At 72.8% G+C, this 16,434-nt stretch carries 17 protein-coding genes; 13 read left to right on the top strand and 4 right to left on the bottom strand.

Going from position 1 to position 16,434, the window contains the following annotated elements:
• Nucleotides 1–20: 20 nt before the first annotated feature.
• On the bottom strand, nt 21–305 hold the full coding sequence (locus tag E3Z34_RS00550) for a hypothetical protein (protein WP_134772035.1): 285 nt from the start codon (nt 303–305) through the stop codon (nt 21–23).
• The gene (locus tag E3Z34_RS00545) at nt 290–1,147 is read right to left on the bottom strand and encodes a nucleotidyltransferase family protein (protein ID WP_134772034.1); all 858 of its coding nucleotides are present in this window, start codon (nt 1,145–1,147) and stop codon (nt 290–292) included. Before E3Z34_RS00545 ends, E3Z34_RS00550 begins: the two co-directional genes overlap by 16 nt.
• Before the next feature lie 207 nt (nt 1,148–1,354).
• Between E3Z34_RS00545 and E3Z34_RS00540 the strand changes: the two genes are divergently transcribed.
• The 9 genes from E3Z34_RS00540 to E3Z34_RS00500 all read left to right on the top strand — a co-directional run bounded on the left by E3Z34_RS00540 (nt 1,355) and on the right by E3Z34_RS00500 (nt 9,466).
• The gene (locus E3Z34_RS00540) at nt 1,355–1,732 is read left to right on the top strand and encodes a phosphomannose isomerase type II C-terminal cupin domain (protein ID WP_134772033.1); all 378 of its coding nucleotides are present in this window, start codon (nt 1,355–1,357) and stop codon (nt 1,730–1,732) included.
• A 213-nt stretch (nt 1,733–1,945) separates the two neighbouring features.
• Nucleotides 1,946–3,115, top strand: a complete 1,170-nt coding sequence (locus E3Z34_RS00535; RefSeq protein WP_134772032.1) for a hypothetical protein — start codon at nt 1,946–1,948, stop codon at nt 3,113–3,115.
• A 50-nt stretch (nt 3,116–3,165) separates the two neighbouring features.
• Nucleotides 3,166–3,732 carry an arsenate reductase/protein-tyrosine-phosphatase family protein gene (locus tag E3Z34_RS00530; RefSeq protein ID WP_134772031.1) on the top strand — a complete coding sequence of 189 codons (567 nt, stop codon included), beginning with the start codon at nt 3,166–3,168 and terminating at the stop codon, nt 3,730–3,732.
• A gap of 45 nt (nt 3,733–3,777) precedes the next feature.
• Nucleotides 3,778–5,037 carry an NAD(P)/FAD-dependent oxidoreductase gene (locus tag E3Z34_RS00525; protein ID WP_134772030.1) on the top strand — a complete coding sequence of 420 codons (1,260 nt, stop codon included), beginning with the start codon at nt 3,778–3,780 and terminating at the stop codon, nt 5,035–5,037.
• 81 nt (nt 5,038–5,118) lie between these two features.
• Entirely contained in the window at nt 5,119–5,382 is a 264-nt protein-coding gene (locus tag E3Z34_RS00520; protein ID WP_134772029.1) for a hypothetical protein, read from the top strand.
• Entirely contained in the window at nt 5,382–5,663 is a 282-nt protein-coding gene (locus E3Z34_RS00515; protein WP_134772028.1) for a hypothetical protein, read from the top strand. The genes E3Z34_RS00520 and E3Z34_RS00515 overlap by 1 nt, the downstream gene beginning before the upstream one ends.
• Nucleotides 5,660–7,585, top strand: a complete 1,926-nt coding sequence (locus tag E3Z34_RS00510; RefSeq protein WP_134772027.1) for an alpha/beta hydrolase — start codon at nt 5,660–5,662, stop codon at nt 7,583–7,585. The genes E3Z34_RS00515 and E3Z34_RS00510 overlap by 4 nt, the downstream gene beginning before the upstream one ends.
• Nucleotides 7,582–8,073 carry a hypothetical protein gene (locus E3Z34_RS00505; protein WP_134772026.1) on the top strand — a complete coding sequence of 164 codons (492 nt, stop codon included), beginning with the start codon at nt 7,582–7,584 and terminating at the stop codon, nt 8,071–8,073. The genes E3Z34_RS00510 and E3Z34_RS00505 overlap by 4 nt, the downstream gene beginning before the upstream one ends.
• 322 nt (nt 8,074–8,395) lie before the next feature.
• A complete protein-coding gene (locus E3Z34_RS00500) occupies nt 8,396–9,466 on the top strand; it encodes a type IV toxin-antitoxin system AbiEi family antitoxin domain-containing protein (protein WP_134772025.1) in 1,071 nt (356 codons plus the stop codon).
• Between the two features lie 346 nt (nt 9,467–9,812).
• Here E3Z34_RS00500 and E3Z34_RS00495 read toward each other — a convergent pair whose 3' ends face one another.
• A complete protein-coding gene (locus tag E3Z34_RS00495; RefSeq protein ID WP_134772024.1) occupies nt 9,813–11,315 on the bottom strand; it encodes a long-chain-fatty-acid--CoA ligase in 1,503 nt (500 codons plus the stop codon).
• 139 nt (nt 11,316–11,454) lie between these two features.
• Between E3Z34_RS00495 and E3Z34_RS00490 the strand changes: the two genes are divergently transcribed.
• From E3Z34_RS00490 to E3Z34_RS00475, 4 genes are read left to right on the top strand one after another with little or no spacing between them, the layout of a single operon-like run.
• Complete coding sequence (locus tag E3Z34_RS00490) at nt 11,455–11,733, top strand: hypothetical protein (protein WP_134772023.1); 279 nt, start codon at nt 11,455–11,457, stop codon at nt 11,731–11,733.
• Nucleotides 11,730–13,097, top strand: a complete 1,368-nt coding sequence (locus tag E3Z34_RS00485; RefSeq protein ID WP_134772022.1) for a hypothetical protein — start codon at nt 11,730–11,732, stop codon at nt 13,095–13,097. Before E3Z34_RS00490 ends, E3Z34_RS00485 begins: the two co-directional genes overlap by 4 nt.
• Nucleotides 13,094–13,912, top strand: a complete 819-nt coding sequence (locus E3Z34_RS00480; RefSeq protein ID WP_134772021.1) for a hypothetical protein — start codon at nt 13,094–13,096, stop codon at nt 13,910–13,912. Before E3Z34_RS00485 ends, E3Z34_RS00480 begins: the two co-directional genes overlap by 4 nt.
• Nucleotides 13,909–14,709, top strand: a complete 801-nt coding sequence (locus E3Z34_RS00475; protein WP_134772020.1) for a hypothetical protein — start codon at nt 13,909–13,911, stop codon at nt 14,707–14,709. Before E3Z34_RS00480 ends, E3Z34_RS00475 begins: the two co-directional genes overlap by 4 nt.
• Nucleotides 14,710–14,742: 33 nt before the next feature.
• Here the strand turns inward: E3Z34_RS00475 and E3Z34_RS00470 are convergent, their stop codons facing one another.
• Nucleotides 14,743–16,275 carry an ATP-dependent DNA ligase gene (locus E3Z34_RS00470; protein WP_134772019.1) on the bottom strand — a complete coding sequence of 511 codons (1,533 nt, stop codon included), beginning with the start codon at nt 16,273–16,275 and terminating at the stop codon, nt 14,743–14,745.
• Nucleotides 16,276–16,434 lie beyond the last annotated feature (159 nt).

Genomic DNA, 16,434 nt, shown 5'->3' with positions numbered 1-16,434 from the left:
GAGCGCGGGCCTGCAGCTACTCAGCCCCCGCTGAGCAGTCCTTGGCCCACCCACTCGGCCAGCAGATCCTCCACGCCCTCCCTGTCGATCTCCTCGTCCTCGACCTCCAACGCCACCGCGAGCGCCGGCACCGGGTCCTCCCCCGTCTCGGCCGCGCGGTAGAGCGCGGCAGCAGGCCCGCCCAGCACGACGATCGGCCCCTCGGGCAGCCGCGCGAGGTAGAGGTCGGACGTCGGTGCCTGCCCGCCGTCGACGCGCGCGACGGTCGCCGGCCGCGCATACCCACGGTTCACCTCGACCTCCACCGCGCCCACTCCTCCCGGACGCCCCGAGCCGGCCGCGCGACGAACTCGCGGGCGACCTCGGCCCGGCTCGGCGGATGCCCCAGCTGGTGGCTCAGCCGATCCACGTTGACCAGCGGCGCACGCAGCGCCACCCGCAGAGCACCCCGCACCGTCCCGGCCGCGCGCATCCGGGCCAGCCACTCCTGCACCCGTGTGGAGTCCTCCACCTGGATCTTCCACAGCCAATAGGTACGTCGCCCCCGGTAGCGTTCCAGCTCCCCCATCGCCGCACCCATGGCGACGTGCGCGTCCAGCGCGTCGACCAGGCCCGGCAGGTCGTGACCGTCGGGGAGGAGTGCGTCGATCTCCTCGCCCGTCCAGCGGCGGCGTCTGCCGCTGCGGGTCTCGTTGAAGACGCGCACCAGCACCTGCCCGGCCCTGTCGGGCACCCAGCAAGGGTGACCGGCGATCTCCCGTTGCTCCCGGCGATTCCACAGCGTCTCGAAGGCTGCCTCCGGGTCCGCGTCGAAACCGGGCACGATCCGGTGGAGGTCGGCGTAGACGAAGTCGGGGTGCTGCACGGTCGTGGCGTGCTCAAAGGCGCTGCCGGTCTCGAAGACGCTGTACCGGCTCCACCCATGGGCGCTCATCGCCGCCAGCAGCCCGGGCATGTGGGCGGGGCGGACCAGGACGTCCGCGTCGCTACCGCCCTCGGGACGGGTACGCAGGTCCAGGTCGGTCGCGGCTCCTTTCAGGTGGAGCACGTCGACGCCGATCTCGTCGGCGAGGTGCTGGACCACCGCGTGCCCGAAGGCGGCCCGCACCCACACGGGGACCTCGACGGTCGGGTCAGCGGGGGGCACGTCCCGATCCTATGCATCCACGGTACGACCGAATGGACTGTGGCAGGCCGGTGTCCCGGGACATGCGAATGGTGCCGATGTCAGGAGGGGCCCGAACGGTCCGTGGTGAACGGAGCTGCCCCTGGTGGCATCATGGACCCGCGTCGCCCGGCAGCAGGGAGTCCGTGGTGTTCGACGTCTTTCCCCGTGAGCCAGGAGGGTGGCCCCATGAACGAGCGTGCGCCGGAGCGTGACCGGCGAGAGGACGTCTTCGTCGTCGAGCGCCCGTGGGGCCGGTTCCGGCAGTTCACGCGCCACGAGCCGACGACGGTCAAGACCATCACCGTCGACCCGGGTCAGCGCCTCTCCCTGCAGCGGCACGAGCACCGTGCCGAGCTGTGGCACGTCCTGGCCGGCCCGCTGGACGTCACGGTCGACGGTCGCTCCTGGGTGGCACAGGTGGGGGATCTCGTGTGGGTGCCCCGCGGTGCCGTTCACCGGATGGGCAACCCGGGCGAGCAGGAGGCCGTGGTGCTCGAACTGGGCTTCGGCCGCTTCGACGAGGACGACATCGAGCGGTTAGAGGACGACTACTCCCGTCGCTGAGCAGGTGCCACCGGAGATCACTCGACGAGAGCATGCTGCGCCTGCTTGGTGAGCTAGCCCGTCCACGACCCAGCGCGAGCCCAAAGCCAGTGTGACCTACCCGGTCGGCGAACCGCCTGACGAAAACTGACATTGCGTATTGCCCCCGAACCGATACAGCGGGATCATCGTGGAGACGGCTTCCAGCTATCTCCATCGAACGGGGGAAGGCGCATGGCTGCGGCATTCATTCTCGGGTTCGGTCCACTCTCGCTGCGGGGGGCGTCGCCGGAGCCGGGGTGGTGGAGGGCGTCCCATCAAGGCTTCTTAGATTTTTTCGACGTCGAGCGGCTCCGTAACACTCTCCTGGTCGTGCTGAGCGTCCTCGCCTTCCTGTGGCTGATCAGACAGGTGATGGAGAAGATGCTGCTCGCCCCGATGCGGCGGGTGCTGATCGAGGAACTCAAGAGCCTGCACCGCTCCGGTCTCGCCATTGCAGGACTCGACGAGGGCACCATCGACGATCTTGACGTTGACGGAGGTTCCGCGCAGGAGAAGGAGCAGCGCTTCTACCGAGCGCTGCTCCTGCTGCGCGACAGCACCGTGTCGTTCCGAAAGAATGAGCTGGACAACCTCTCTGGGCCCGCTCTCATCTGGGCGGCGGCCGCCGTCAGGGACAAGCTCACCCCTCCGGTCGACACGTATCTCGAGGCGACCGAGCTCACCGACCCAAAGAGCCGGGCCCTCCGCGAGGTTCTCCTCGAGATCAGCAGGGAGCAGGCCTCCAACACGGCGATCGAGACCAGGTTGTTGCTGCGCCGCCTCCGGAAGAGCCAGGCCCTCAGCACGGCAGGTGCCCTGCTTCTTATTCTCCTCGTCGTCCTTTTCGGCAACCCCGCACTGGTCGCCTTCGGTGTGCTCGGGGCGGTCGTGAGCCGAATGATCTCTTTCTTTGCGTCGTCGACTGACGAGGGTCAGAAGTACCACTGGGCCGTCCTCATGCTCACGCCGGTGGTCGGAGGACTGTCGGGCTTCGCAGGGGTCCTGCTGGTCGACGCCATGCGGACGTGGGAGGTTCTGGGAGACGTCTTCAAGGACGTGCACTTTGGCGCTGAGAGCGCAAGCATGGCGACGTTGGCGGCAGCCTTCTTGTTTGGCTTCACAGAGCGGTTGCTGGACTCCGTAGCGGGCAAAGCGGCGGACGGTCTGGCACCGATCATGGCCGAGGACCCGACCCCCGGGGGTGGTGGCGGGGGCACAACTACCGACGCGCCTGAAGGCGGCGGACATGCGGTCGAGCCCAGGGGAACGCCCGCCGACGCAGAGACCCAGGAGGTTGTCGAACAGCACACCGATGACAGCTCACCAGGCCTGACCGACCCCGGCCGGACGACAGGTCCCTGAGCGACGCTGCAGGGTCCCTGCGGCCGCGGCCCGCCGCATACCCTGACCCCATGTCCCGCATCCTCGTCGTCTGCACCGGCAACATCTGCCGCTCCCCGCTCATCGAGCGGGTGCTGCAGGGGGCGCTGGACCAGGCCTACGGGCCGGGGGCGGTCGAGGTCAGCTCGGCAGGGACGATGGGGATGGTCGACAGCCCGATGGACGAGCGGTCCGCCGCGATCCTCACCGAGATGGGTGGCGACCCGGCCGGCTTCGCCGCGCGCCGGCTGACCGAGGCGCTGCTGCGTGACACCGAGCTCGTCGTCACCGCCACCCGGGAGCACCGGGCCGCGGTCGTGCGGATGCACCCCAAGGCGCTGCGCACCGCCTTCACCGTGCGCGAGCTGGGGCACCTGGCCGACCAGATGGACCCGGCCGCCCTGCCGACCGAGCCCGGCGAGCGCCTGCGGGCCGTCGCGGCGCAGGGCGTGGCGCTCCGCGGCACCAACGCGCTGCTCGACCCGGCGGACCTCGACGTGGCCGACCCCTACCGGCGCTCGGACGAGACCTACGCCCTCATGCGCAGCCAGCTCGAGCCCACCCTGGAGAGCATCCTGGGCGTGCTCGTCCCCCGGTGACACCACAACGAGACGCACGCCCCGGCCACGCCTAGGGTGGGTGCCATGTCGGGACCCGAAGTCGTGATCGTGGGAGCCGGCCTCGCCGGACTGACCTGTGCCCTCACCCTCGAGGCCGAGGGCGTGCCGGTGCGCGTGCTCGAGGCGTCGGACGCCGTCGGTGGACGCGTGCGCACGGACGAGGTCGACGGCTTCCTGCTGGACCGCGGCTTCCAGGTGCTCAACCCCGCATACCCGATGCTGCAGTCCGACCTGGTCGACCTCGACGCCCTCGACCTGCAGCCCTTCAAGAACGCGGTGGCCGTCCGCAGCCCCCGACACTCCGACTTCGTCGTGCTGGCCGACGTGCGCCGCGAGCCGGCGCTCATCCCCCAGACCTTCGCCTCCGGCAAGCTGCACCCGGCGACGATCGCGGCCCTGGCGCGGTGGTACGGCCCCTCCCTGCTCGAGGGCTTCGCCCCTCGGGCCGAGGGTGACGTCACCCGCGCCGAGGCGATGGACCGCGCCGGCCTCACCGGGCCGCTGCGCAAGGTCGTCGACGGCTTCCTCGCCGGTGTGCTGCTCGAGGACGACGGGTCGACCTCCAACGCCTTCACCATGGCGCTCGTGCGCCACTTCCTACGCGGCACGGCCTCTCTGCCGAGCGGGGGTATGCAGCGCCTCCCCGAGCAGCTCGCCGCCGGTCTGCGAACCCCGGTCGAGCTCAACACCCCTGTCGAGTCCGTCAGCGGCGGGCGTGTCGTCACCGCCGGGGGCGAGACCATCGAGGCCGGGCTCGTCGTCGTCGCCACCGACCCGCAGTCCGCGCAGCGGCTCACCGGGCGCCCGGTGCCCGAGGGCAAGGGTGTGACGACGCACTGGTTCGCGGTCGACGAAGCCCCCACCCCGCGGGCGAAGGTCATCATCGACCAGTGCGAGCGCCCGGTGAAGCCGGTCGTCTCGACCGCGGTCATCACCAACGTTGCGCCGAGCTACGCCCCTCCCGGGCGCCACCTGGTGCAGGCGTCGTCGCTGCTGCGGGCGGGCGCAGAGCCGGTGTCCGACGCCGACGTGCGCCAGCACGTGGGTCAGATCTACGCCACCGACGCGGCCGGCTGGGAGCTGCTGCGCCGCGACGACATCCCCTACGCCCTGCCCGTGCAGCCCGTGCCCTTCGTCGAGCGCTGGGACCTTGAGGTCGAGCCCGGCCTCATCCTGGCCGGCGACCACGTCGACACCGCGTCGATCGAGGGCGCGATGGAGAGCGGGCGCCGGGCCGCCGAGGGCTGGCTGCACCGTCAGCGCGAGGGCGTGCTGGCGGACTGACGGCGGGCCCGACGCGGGCGCGGACCTCTGGCCTGTGTCGCCGCCGTGTCGTAGGGTCGTGCCCGAGCGATCGGAGGGGACATGCCGCACGTCGACATCGCCGCGACCCGACGGTCCGCGCGGCAACTCGAGCAGGCCGGGGACACCGCGCGGGAGGCGATCGCGGACGGCCGGGCGACCAGCTGCGCGGACGAGCTGGCCGGGTCGGCGACCCTGCCCGTCGTCTACCCCCTGACCGGCGCCCTCGCGCTGCGGCTCGGGCAGGTGGCGACCGAGCTGGAGGCCATGGCCAGGGGTATGCGGTCGCTCGCCGACCACACCTCCACCGCCACAGGGTCCGGCTGATGTCGGCGGCCTCCGACCTCGGCGTCTCCGCCTGGATGACCCAGGACGGTGACACGGTCCGCACGGCCGGCCGCAACCTCTCCGGGGTCGCCGAGACCGTCTCCACGCTCACCACCACCCTGCGCGGCACCCTCGGGGACGCCGCCACCGCCCTGGGTTGGGAGGGCCGGATCACCGACCGGGCCGACGAGGCCGCCGACGCCGGCACCGTCCTGCTCTCCCGGCTCGAGGCGTCCTGCGAGCCGCCGGCCAGGCGCTCGTCAGCCTCGCCGCCGCGATGACCTGGCGCGGCCCGCGCCTGAAGGACCTGCTCGCGCAGATCGACGCGCTCGAGGCGGACAAGCCGACCATGGAGATCCCCACCGACAGCGGCGTCGGCACCCAGGTGGTCACCGACTTCGCGGCATACCACCGTCAGCGGGAGGCGCTGGAGCGCCCGGCGAGCGAGCACCGGGACGAGCTCGCCGCCCGGGACCGCGCCTGCCGCGACGCGCTCGCCCGCGTCGACGACGACCTCGAGGCGCTGGTGCCGCCCGGCACGAGCCCGCAGTTCCTGCGCAGCCTGGTCCCGGGCGGAGCGTGGGGCGCCTTCCAGGAGAGCGGCGTCGTCGACACCAGCGCCGAGGCCGCACTGGCCGCCCGGATCACCGAGCACCTAACCGCCACCCAGCTCCGCCACCTGCTGGCCGGGATCCCGGTCGACCGGCTGGAGAGCTTCCTCGCCCGGCACCCCCTCGCGATGGGGATCCTGGCCGACAGCTACCTCCCGCGCGACGGGAGCGACGCGACCCTGACCCGGCTGTGGGAGATCGTCGGGCCGGTCAGCGACAGCGGCCAGGTCGGCGACCCGGCGGTCATCGCCGACATCCGCGCCTTCTGGCAGGGCCTGGACGCCGACGAGCAGCTGCGGATGCGCCTGCTCTACCCCGGGCTCGTCGGCCGGCTGGACGGCATACCCGTCGCGCACCGGGCGGCCGCCAACCGGCTGCTCGTCGCGAGCGCGCTGGAGCAGGAGCGCATCCACCTGGCGTGGCTGGAGACCCTGCCCGACAACGCCACCCAGCTGGAGCAGCTGCGCGCGACGCTGCCCGGCGACCCCTTCAGCCGATGGGTCGCCGGCAAGGTGATGGACGGACTGGCCTCACCGCCCTCGCAAGGGCTCCTGCACGACTTCCGTCTGCGGGACGGGGAGCTCGCCCGCTCGCGGTCGCGCATCGCCTTCTACACCGACCTGCTCGCCGCTCGGCCCGGCCTGCGCGCCCAGGACGTGACCGACGCCTCCGGGATGCTGCTGCCCTCCGACCAGCGCGCCATCCTGCTCTTCGACCCCCGCGGCGACGGCCTCTACGCCGAGTGGCACGGCGACCTGGAGGCCGCGAACGTCGGCATCTTCGTGCCCGGCACGACCACCGACATGGCCGGCATCGAGGTCTACGCGCGACGCATGGCAGGCATCCCCGCCGCCGTTGAGACGACCGCCATGGTGACGTGGATGGGCATCGACCTGCCCAACGCCGTCGTCGCCGACGCGACGCAGACGCGCTACTCCAGCGACGGCGGCGCCGCCCTGCTCCGCTTCGTCGAGGGCCTCGACCTGCGCGACCGCACGGTCACCGCCGTCGGGCACTCCGCCGGCGGCGGCATCGTCGGGTATGCCGACGTCCTGGGCATGGTCGTCGACCGCACCTTCCTCGTCGCCCCGTCCGGGTCGGGCCTGGGCATCAACACCCCCCTGCCCTTCCCGTTCGGCGAGTGGGGGGCCGAGCCTGACACGCCGAGCCGCTACCCCGCCGTGGCGTGGGACGGGGAGACCGTGCGCTCGACCACCCGCTTCACGATGACGGCCCCGGGCGACGCGATCCTCGTGGCCCAGGCCTCGGAGGACGTCCGCTTCTGGGTCGGCGGGGTGCCGGACGACTGGGGCCACGGGCTGGACCCGAACGACCACGAGCAGTTCGTCCGGCTCGAGACCGGTCGCTGGACCGGAGGGGACCGGCTGGAGGGGATGGAGTCGCACAGCTGGGTCGTCACCCCCGGCAACGACGCGTGGAACAACATCGTCGGCGTGGTCTCCGGCGGTCAGGTCATCCCCTACCGCGAGGAGCGCCGGTGGTGGGGATCGTGGCACAACGTCTACGACGACCCGGACTACCAGGGCACCGACCCGGTGCCGATCGACGCCCTCTCCCCGGAGGCACCATGAGGTCGGCCCTTCCCGCCGCCGCCGCGCTCGCGCTGCTGCTGCCGGGCTGCACCCTCCAGACCGCTCCGGAAGGAGACACGCAGATGACGACACCAGCGCAGACGGGTGACGCGGCCTCCCACCAGGGGCGCACCCTGGAGATCCTGGCCGCGGCCTACGAGCGGATCGAGGTCGCGGACCGGCCCGCCCTGGAGGACCAGAAATGGCCGGGGGGCGAGATCGCCTGCACGCTCGGCGGGCCTGACCCAGTCCTGGCGTGGAGCGAAGAGGTGCGGCTGCGGGTCGACGACGAGGCGGCGCAGGCGGAGCGCATCCGGTCCTGGCTCGACGCCGAGGGCTACGAGCGCCTCGACCTCCCCAGCACCGCGACGGCGACCGGCCACCAGCGCGACGGGTTCACCGTGATGGTGTCCACCTGGTCCGACGGGCGCGTGGGCATCTCGGTCGAGTCGCCCTGCGACACCGGTGCCGAGGGCGCCGAGGCCTGAGGCGTCATACCTGTCGGGTCGCTCGGCACCAGGGCGGCCGGGCGCGGAGGTCGGGCGAGGAACGGTGCGGCGGCAGCGCGGTGCGGGCGGCGGCCCGGTGCGGGCGGCAGCGCGGTGCGGGCGGCAGCCCGGTGCGGGCGGCAGCCCGGTGCGGGCGGCAGCGCGGGCGGCACCGCGCAGCCCACCGCGGCGCCCGAGCCGATAGACAAGGAAGACGCGCATGAACCACGTCGAGAGCGTGGTCCATGCCCGTCTTCCTTGTCCGTACGCCCCTGTGGACAACTTCTGCGCGACGCGCGCCGGACCGGGCACCATGCTCGGCATGGGAACGCAGGGGGGTCAGGGTTCGACGGCCTTGGCGCACGTGATGTCCGTCCTGGTCGGCCAGGAGGGTGTGGCGGACGCCGCGCAGCTGATCGCGGCGGGCGCGAGCCGCGCGGAGCTGTGCAGGATGGTCCGGCGGGGTGAGCTGGTGCGGGTGCGCCGCGACACCCTCGTCCTGGCCTCGGCGTTGCAGGACAGGACCCCGTGGGAGCGGCGCGCGGTCATCACGCGGGCGGTGGGCCTGAGCCTCGCCCCGGCGTCCGGCCGCCCTGCAGGACCTGCTGGGCAGGAGGGGACGGCTGGCCCGGAGGACGTGGTCCACGCCCTGAGCCATCAGAGCGCGCTGGTCATCCACGGGCTCCCGCACCTCGGCGGCGAGGATGAGCTGGTCCACCTCTGCCGGACGGACGGCGGAAGGGGGCGGCGGGACCGCACCGTCTTCGTGCACACCCCCGTCGTCGAGGAGTGGGTCACGGTGGTCGACGGGTTGCGCGTCGTCGCTCCCGCCATGGCGGCCCTGCAGGTGGCAGCGCACAGCGGGGTGGAGGCCGGCCTGGTGTGCCTCGACGGTGTCCTCAACCGCGCCGAGGAGCAGGACCTCCGCCAGGTCGGACGCCGCGACGGGCCCGCCCGTGCCGACGTGCAGGAGCAGATCGACCGGGCCGTGGCCCAGGGCTTCCCCAGGGCGGACAGGGTCGTGCGGCAGGTGGTGCAGCTCGCCGACGGCGGCAGCCAGTCGGCCGGTGAGAGCCGCACCCGCTGGCTCCTCCACGGCCTCGGGTTCGGCCCCTTCATCACGCAGTTCCAGGTGCGCGAGCGTGGGGTGCTGCTCGGGGTGGCCGACCTCAAGCTGAAGGACGTCATGGTGCTCGCCGAGTTCGACGGCCAGCTCAAGTACTCCGACCCGGCGGCCTTGTTCGCCGAGAAGCGTCGTGAGGACCGGATCCGCGAGATGGGCTACGAGGTCGTGCGCCTCACCTGGGCCGACCTGGCCCACCCGGCGCGCGTCCGTCAGATGATCCTCGCGGCCATCGCTCGTGCGGAGGCACGCTCCCGTCTCGGCGCGTGAACCTGCGGCGCGAAGGGGCACGTCGTCGGCGGGCCGGAGGCACACGTGGTCGGCGGGCCGGAGGCACACGTGGACCGGCGACGCGAAGGGGCACGTGACCTCGCGACCCTCCTCCTCGCCGACGCGCATAGACAAGGAAGGCGCACATGGACGAGGTCGAGAACCTTGTCCATGTCGATGTTCCTGGTCCCTACGGTGGCGATCGGTGACCGGCCTCAGCACCCGCCGGCCCCAGCACCCGTCAGCACCCGCCGGCCCCAGCACCCGTCAGCACCCGCCGGGCCCAGCACCCGTCGGGCCGTCCCGCCGCCCGCCAGCCGGCCCGCCACTTACCCCTCCCGACCCGTCAGCGCTCGCGCAGCTCCCGCTTGAGGATCTTGCCGGTGGCGCCCTTGGGGAGCTCATCGATGAGGTGGACGGTGCGGGGGTACTTGTAGGGGGCGACCTGGGACTTCACGTGCTCGACGAGGTCGGCCTCGGTGGCGGTGGCTCCTGGCTTGAGGACGACGTAGGCGGCGATCTCCTCGCCGAGCTCCTCGTGCGGCACCCCGATGACGGCCGCCTCGGCCACGGCCTCGTGCTCGTAGAGCAGCTCCTCCACCTCGCGCGGGTAGACGTTGAGGCCGCCGCGGATGATCATGTCCTTCTTGCGGTCGACGATGAAGTAGAACCCGTCCTCGTCCCGCCGGGCCAGGTCGCCGGAGTGGAACCAGCCGTCGGCGTCGATGGCCTCGGCGGTGGCCTCGGGGCGCTGCCAGTAGCCCTTCATGATGTTCTCGCCGCGGATGCAGATCTCGCCGACGCCGTCCGGGTCGGCCGGGTCGACGTCGGAGCCGTCGGGGGCCGTCAGCTTCATCTCCACCCCGCGGACAGGCACGCCGATCGAGCCGGGCTTGCGGCCGACGTCGGGCCGGTTGAAGGAGGCGACGGGGCTGGTCTCGGACAGCCCGTAGCCCTCGAGGATCTCGCAGCCGAAGGTCTGCTCGAAGCGCCGCATCAGCTCCACCGGCAGGCTCGCCCCGCCGGAGACGCAGGTGCGCAGGGAGGACAGGTCGGGCGGGGACGTGCCCGCGGCGGCGAGGAGCGCGCCATACATCGTCGGGACCCCCTCGAAGACCGTGCACCGGTCGCGCTGCAGGATCTCCAGCACCTTGCCCGGCTCGAACCGTGGGATGAGGGTGAGCGCGGAGCCGGCGGCGAAGGCCGTGTTCATCCCGCAGGTCATGCCGAAGACGTGGAAGAGCGGCAGGCACCCCATGATGACGTCGTCCGGGCCGAGGTGGAGCAGGGTCTCGTTGACCGTCTCCAGGTTGGTCTGCAGGTTGTCGCAGGTCAGCTCCGCCCCCTTGGGCCGGCCCGTCGTGCCGGACGTGTAGAGCAGGACGGCGGTGTCGTCGCCGGCCCGGTCGACGATCTCCTCGACCGGCTCGGTCGCGAGCTCGCCGTGCACCCAGGCGGACAGCCCCTCCGGCCCGATCTCCATCAGCTGGGTGCCGACCTGCTCGGCCGCGGCCCGCGCGTCCTCCCCGGGGAGCGCCACGAGGAGCCTGGCCCCGGAGTCCTCCAGGTAGAAGGAGATCTCGCGCTTCCTGAACAGCGGGTTCATCGGCACCACCACGGCGCCCAGCCGCAGGGCCGCGTAGTAGATCACGGGGAAGCTCGGGACGTTCGGCAGCATCAGCGCGACCCGGTCGCCCACGCCGACCCCCTGCCCCCGCAACCACCCGGCCAGCTGCCGCACCGACTGCTCGAGCTCGGCATACGTGAGCACGAAGTCGTCCAGGATGACCGCGGGGCGGTCGGGGTGCTGCCCGGCGGTGCGGGCGAGGTTGGCGGCCAGGTTGGTCATCGGGTCTCCTTCGACACGGACAGGCGGGTATGCCGTCCCATCCTCACCCCATCCCCGACGCCCCACAAGAGCAGGTGGGCGAGCCGGCCGGGGCGTGGCAGACTGTCCCGCGACCACGTCAGACTGGGGAGGAAAGTCGATGGCCTTCGCCGGGGGATCACCCAGCACGCTCGCGACCGGATCGCGCAACCTGTCCACCCTGAGCTCGGACCTCGCGGGGGACGCCGCGACCGCGCTCGCCCAGGGCAAGGCCGCCGCGGCGGCGGCCGGCGGGGGCATGGTGAGCGAGGCCGCCGAGCTCGCCATGGCCGCGGTCTCCGGCGCGCTCGTCGCGTCGTCGACGATCGTCCGCGCGCTCTCCGACGCGACGGACACGGCGGGCGAGCAGCTCACCATCGTCACCGGGGGACCGCGATGAGCGTCTTCGCCCGCCCGCCGGGCAGCCCGGACCGCCTGCAGGAGGTCGCCGCCAGCATCTCCACGCTCGCCGAGACCGTCGGCGGGACCCGCTCGGACCGGCTCGCCGCGATCTCACGGAGCGTCGTCAGCGGCCTGCCCACCGCCCGCGTCCCGGACTACTCGGGCGCCAGCGGCACGGTCAAGGACGCCACCCAGGCGGTCGGTATGTCGTTCAGCACCATCGCGCGGGCGCTCGGCGACTACGCGGAGGGGCTGCGGACGGCCCAGCAGCGCGTGACGCAGGCGTCCGCCGCCTACGGCACGGCGCAGGACCGGTGGCGGATGGCCCGCTCGATGGGCGAGGAGGAGCTCGCGCAGGACTACCAGCAGGCGATGACCCGCGAGCGGGGCAGCGCCGAGGACGCGCGCAGCGACCTGGCCGAGGCGGAGCGGCGCGCGGCCGGCACCCTGTCGGGCGAGGTCGACGTCTGGGTCCCCGACCTGTCCTCCGCGGACCCGGCCAGCGCCTGGGCCCAGGCCAGCGCCAACCTCCTGCCGCAGGACATCTCCATCGACCCGCAGGAGCTCAAGGACTTCTACGCCGACATCGACCCGGCGCTGGTCGCCGGCGGCCAGCTGCTGATGAAGACCGTGACCTCCTCGCTCAAGGGCAAGCAGATCTACGAGGTCCTCAGCTTCGCCCGCGCGGCGGGGCTGGCCCGGCGCTCGGAGGACAAGTTTCTCCAGGCCCGGCAGGCCTACCAGGCCATCAAGGGCGGGGCGCCGGGCCTCAGCAACCGCAGCGTCTACCGGCAGTACATGAAGGCCGAGCGGCAGATGCTCAAGGCCTACGCCGGCCGCAACCCGGCGGATGTCCGGCGGGCCCAGCAGCACTACCGGTGGTTGCGGGGCATGCGTGGCGATGCCCGGGCCCTGGAGATCCTGCAGCGGAAGTACTACCCCCACCTGCCCCCGCGCCAGATCACCGGCCCGGCACCGACGCGCTTCGCGGGGGTCAAGGGGCTGATGGGCAAGGCCCTGCCGATCTTCAACAAGGTCATGGGGCCGGTCGCGATCATCACCGGCGGGCTGGACGTCTACGCCGCCTTCACCGACGACAGCCAGTCCACCGGCCACCGCTGGGCCCAGGGGGCCGGAGGCCTGGCCACGGTGGCCGGTGGTGCCACCACGGTGCTGATGGTCGCCGGGCTGGTCTCCAACCCGGTCGGCTGGGCCGTCCTGGCCGGCACCGGGGCGGTCGCCGTCGGCACCTGGGCCTACCGCAACTGGGACACGGTCACCGAGACCGGCAGCAAGCTGTGGGAGGGCGCCAAGGACGTCGGCTCCAAGGTCGGGGGCTTCGTCAAGGGGCTCTTCGGATGACCGCTGCACCTGGCGGCGCCACCCTGGTCGCCCTGTCCGACCTCGTCGCGCTGGACGACGAGGAGGTCCTCGACACCCGGTTGAGCTGGCTCGGGGACGCGGTCGACGGGCCGCAGCGGCTCGGCATCTTCACCGACGAGGAACTGCTGGTCCTCGACGGCGCGCCCGAGCCGGCCACGGTGCCGACGCCATGGACCTCCCGCCTGGAGCAGGGGCATACCGACACGGCGCTGAGCACCGCGCTGCGCGGCCTCATCGCCCGGGGGATGGTGCACGTCGAGCAGCAGACGGACGGGGACGGGGTGGTCGTGCACGCGGCCCCGGAGCTCTTCGCCCTGCTGACCATGCGCCGTCACGTCACGAGCGTCGTGGTGGGTGAGCGGCACGTGGACGGCACGGACGACTTCGCGGTCCTGCACGAGCAGCGGGCCGGGATGTGGCTGATCGAGTATGTCGACCACCGTGGGCTGCACGAGTTCGTCCTCGCCACCGCCGAGGTGGCGGCGGAGGCGATGACCCTGTGGTGCGGGGCCCAGCCCGACCGTCCTGTGCCGGACCTCGACGTGACGCTCACCCGCGAGCAGCTGGCCGACCGGCCCGCGGAGCTGGAGCCGGTGGCGGCGGCGACGGCCGCGGTGACGATCACCCGCATCGACCTGTCCGACCCTCCCGTCGCCACGTGGTCGGGCGTCTACAGCGGTGCCGATGGCCACTACCTCTCGCTGGGCACGCGCGAGGACGCGCTGCGCTACGTCGGGGCCGACCACGCCGCCGTGCTCGACCATTGGGCGACCACTCTGGGTGCGCCGGCATGACCAAGCCCTTCCTCGAGATCCGGGACGTCGAGGACGACGACCAGCTCGAGCCGCTCGCCGACCTCGCCGGGCTCGACTCCGACGACATGGGCCCGGTGCTCGCCTCCTTCCGACCCTGGCCCTCCCCCCGGGTCTGGCTCGTCCAGCTGGCGCTGTCGGCGCTCTTCCTCCTCCCGTGGCTCCTGCCCGGCGAGAACAGCTGGGCGCTCAGCGCCACCCTGCTCGTCTGCCAGTGGGGCACCCTGCTGATCTTCCTGCTGGCGGGGGTCGTGGACCGGCACCGCGTGTGCGAGCACGGGCTGGTGCTCGGCCTCCGCCGGCGCAGCACCCTGGTGGTGCCGTGGTCGACCCTCGACCCGGGACGGGTGCGCATCGTCGAGCGCTCCTCCCTCCTGGGCCGCTACGACCGGGTCCCCGCGACCGGGCCGCACTTCCGCCAGGGCTTCCTCACCACCCGGTCGCTGGCGGTCAACGGCCTGGACACCGCGCCCTTCGGCGCGCTGCACCTGCCCCACCTCTACAGCAGCACGGACGTCGCCGACGTGCACGGCACCCGCGCCACCCCCTTCGTCTGGTGGCTGATGGGCTCCCCGCAGCCGGAGCGGATCGCCCGGGCCATCGAGGAGGCGATGATCGCGGACGGGTATGACGCGGCCGGGCTGGCCGAGCGTGCGGTCGCCAACAGCGTGCAGCTGCGCTGGAACCCCGACCAGTCGCTCGACCCCCTCCCGCCCCGGGCCGCCACCGACCCCGTGCTCGGCGCTCGGGGGCCGCTCCTGCCGCGCATCGAGGGCTGAGCGAGCACCCAGGCTCATCGGCGCCGCGCGGTCTCACTTGAGTCTGTCCAGGGTGTCCACCTCCTCCGGCCCCTTGTCGTCCCGGTAGCGCAGCACCCTGGCGAAGCGCAGCGCGATCCCGCCGGGGTAGCGCCGGGAGGTCTGCACCCCGTCGTAGGCGATCTCCACCACCTGCTCCGGGCGCACGTGGACGACGTGCCCCTCCCGTGAGGTCTCCAGCGCGAGGAACCGCTCGGTCTGCCAGGTGAGGATCGCGTCGGTCATGCCCTTGAACGTCTTGCCCACCATGACCAGCTCCCCGGACTCCGGGTCGCGCGCGGCGAGATGGATGTTGGACAGCCACCCCTGCCGTCGGCCGCTGCCCCACTCCACGCCGAGGACGACGAGGTCGGCGGTGCGCCGCGGCTTGACCTTGACCCACCCTGCCCCGCGGCGGCCTGCGGCATACACCGCCTGCGGGTCCTTGACGACGACCCCCTCGTGCCCCTGGGCCAGGACGTCGTCGAAGAACGCCTGGGCGCGCGCAGCGTCGGTCGTGGTGATGCGCTCCACGCTCAGCCCCGGCGCGAGTGCCTGCAGCACTGCCCAGCGCTCGGAGGCCGGCTCGTCCACGAGGTCGCGGCCGTCCAGGTGCAGCAGGTCGAAGAGGTATGTCGTCACCGGGGTCCTCGTCGCCAGCGTCGCGGGGTCGGCACTGGAGGCGGTGCGTGCACCGGTGACCTGGAAGGGGTGGGGGCGCCCGTCGTCCTGGAGGGCGATGACCTCCCCGTCGAGGACGGCCGTCGACGCGTCCAGGCCCGCGATCGCCTCGACCACCTCGGGCAGCCGGTCGGTGATCTCGTCCAGGCTGCGGGTGAACAGTCGCACGGGGACGTCGGCGGCGCGGTCGAGGTGGGCCTGGAGGCGGATGCCGTCGAGCTTGGCGTCGAGCGCGACCTCGGCGCCGGAGGCCGCGGCGAGCGCGGCCCCGACGTCGGGCTCGGATCCGGCCAGCATCGGGCGCAGCGGCCGCCCCACCTCCAGCCGGATCTCCTCCAGGGCCTCGGCCCCGCCGTCGAGGGCGGCCCGGGCGACGGGCCCGGCATACCCGGCGAGCATGACCGCCCGGCGCACGAGCACCTCCGGCACGTCCGCGGCCTGCGCGATCGCCGGCATCAGCACCCCGTCGCCGGCGCCCTGACGGAGCTCACCGGTGATGAGGCCGACGAGCCAGCGTTGCTCGTCCCCCGTCGCCCGGACGAAGAGCGCCCCGACCGCGGCGCTCCGGGCGGCGGCCGAGCCGGAGCCGGCCAGGCCGCGCAGGGACTCCAGGGCGGCGTCGACCTCCAGCACCTCCAGGGTGGACTCCTCCGCCGGGTCGGGGAGGGCGCTCAGGCCGCGGTAGCCGACGCCGACCGTGCGCTGAGGGAGGACCCCGGCGAGGTAGTCGGCCACCACCTCCGTCAGCCGGGGGTCGCCGCCCTGGGCCGCCTCGCGCAGCGTGTCGGCGAGCAGGGCGGTCTTCGCCGTCCGGGAGCGGGTCGCGGCGACCGCGGCGGAGGTCTCGATGACGCGGGCGAGCTGCATACCGAGGAGTCTGGCAGCGGGCACCGACAGGAGCGCGGCGGCGGGACGGGTGGAGGAACGCGCGTCCGGTCGCCGAGGGGACCGACACCTGTGGATAAGTGTCACGAACCCGCGTCCGGTCTGTCAGGAACCCGCGTCCGGTCGCCGAGGGGACCGACA

This window comes from Ornithinimicrobium flavum, assembly GCF_004526345.1.
Taxonomy (GTDB): Bacteria; Actinomycetota; Actinomycetes; order Actinomycetales; family Dermatophilaceae; genus Ornithinicoccus; species Ornithinicoccus flavus.
The sequence above is the reverse complement of the archived record's forward strand: the minus strand, read 5'-3'. Positions and strand labels throughout refer to the sequence as shown.

Bases quoted from the DNA above. Each gene is read 5' to 3' on its own strand.
- E3Z34_RS00515 (WP_134772028.1), top strand. From the start codon at position 5,382: ATGTCGGCGGCCTCCGACCTCGGCGTCTCCGCCTGGATGACCCAGGAC.
- E3Z34_RS00475 (WP_134772020.1), top strand. From the start codon at position 13,909: ATGACCAAGCCCTTCCTCGAGATCCGGGACGTCGAGGACGACGACCAG.
- E3Z34_RS00510 (WP_134772027.1), top strand. From the start codon at position 5,660: ATGACCTGGCGCGGCCCGCGCCTGAAGGACCTGCTCGCGCAGATCGAC.
- E3Z34_RS00490 (WP_134772023.1), top strand. From the start codon at position 11,455: ATGGCCTTCGCCGGGGGATCACCCAGCACGCTCGCGACCGGATCGCGC.
- E3Z34_RS00470 (WP_134772019.1), bottom strand. From the start codon at position 16,275: ATGCAGCTCGCCCGCGTCATCGAGACCTCCGCCGCGGTCGCCGCGACC.
- E3Z34_RS00500 (WP_134772025.1), top strand. From the start codon at position 8,396: ATGGGAACGCAGGGGGGTCAGGGTTCGACGGCCTTGGCGCACGTGATG.
- E3Z34_RS00530 (WP_134772031.1), top strand. From the start codon at position 3,166: ATGTCCCGCATCCTCGTCGTCTGCACCGGCAACATCTGCCGCTCCCCG.
- E3Z34_RS00525 (WP_134772030.1), top strand. From the start codon at position 3,778: ATGTCGGGACCCGAAGTCGTGATCGTGGGAGCCGGCCTCGCCGGACTG.
- E3Z34_RS00505 (WP_134772026.1), top strand. From the start codon at position 7,582: ATGAGGTCGGCCCTTCCCGCCGCCGCCGCGCTCGCGCTGCTGCTGCCG.
- E3Z34_RS00520 (WP_134772029.1), top strand. From the start codon at position 5,119: ATGCCGCACGTCGACATCGCCGCGACCCGACGGTCCGCGCGGCAACTC.
- E3Z34_RS00485 (WP_134772022.1), top strand. From the start codon at position 11,730: ATGAGCGTCTTCGCCCGCCCGCCGGGCAGCCCGGACCGCCTGCAGGAG.
- E3Z34_RS00480 (WP_134772021.1), top strand. From the start codon at position 13,094: ATGACCGCTGCACCTGGCGGCGCCACCCTGGTCGCCCTGTCCGACCTC.
- E3Z34_RS00495 (WP_134772024.1), bottom strand. From the start codon at position 11,315: ATGACCAACCTGGCCGCCAACCTCGCCCGCACCGCCGGGCAGCACCCC.
- E3Z34_RS00535 (WP_134772032.1), top strand. From the start codon at position 1,946: ATGGCTGCGGCATTCATTCTCGGGTTCGGTCCACTCTCGCTGCGGGGG.
- E3Z34_RS00540 (WP_134772033.1), top strand. From the start codon at position 1,355: ATGAACGAGCGTGCGCCGGAGCGTGACCGGCGAGAGGACGTCTTCGTC.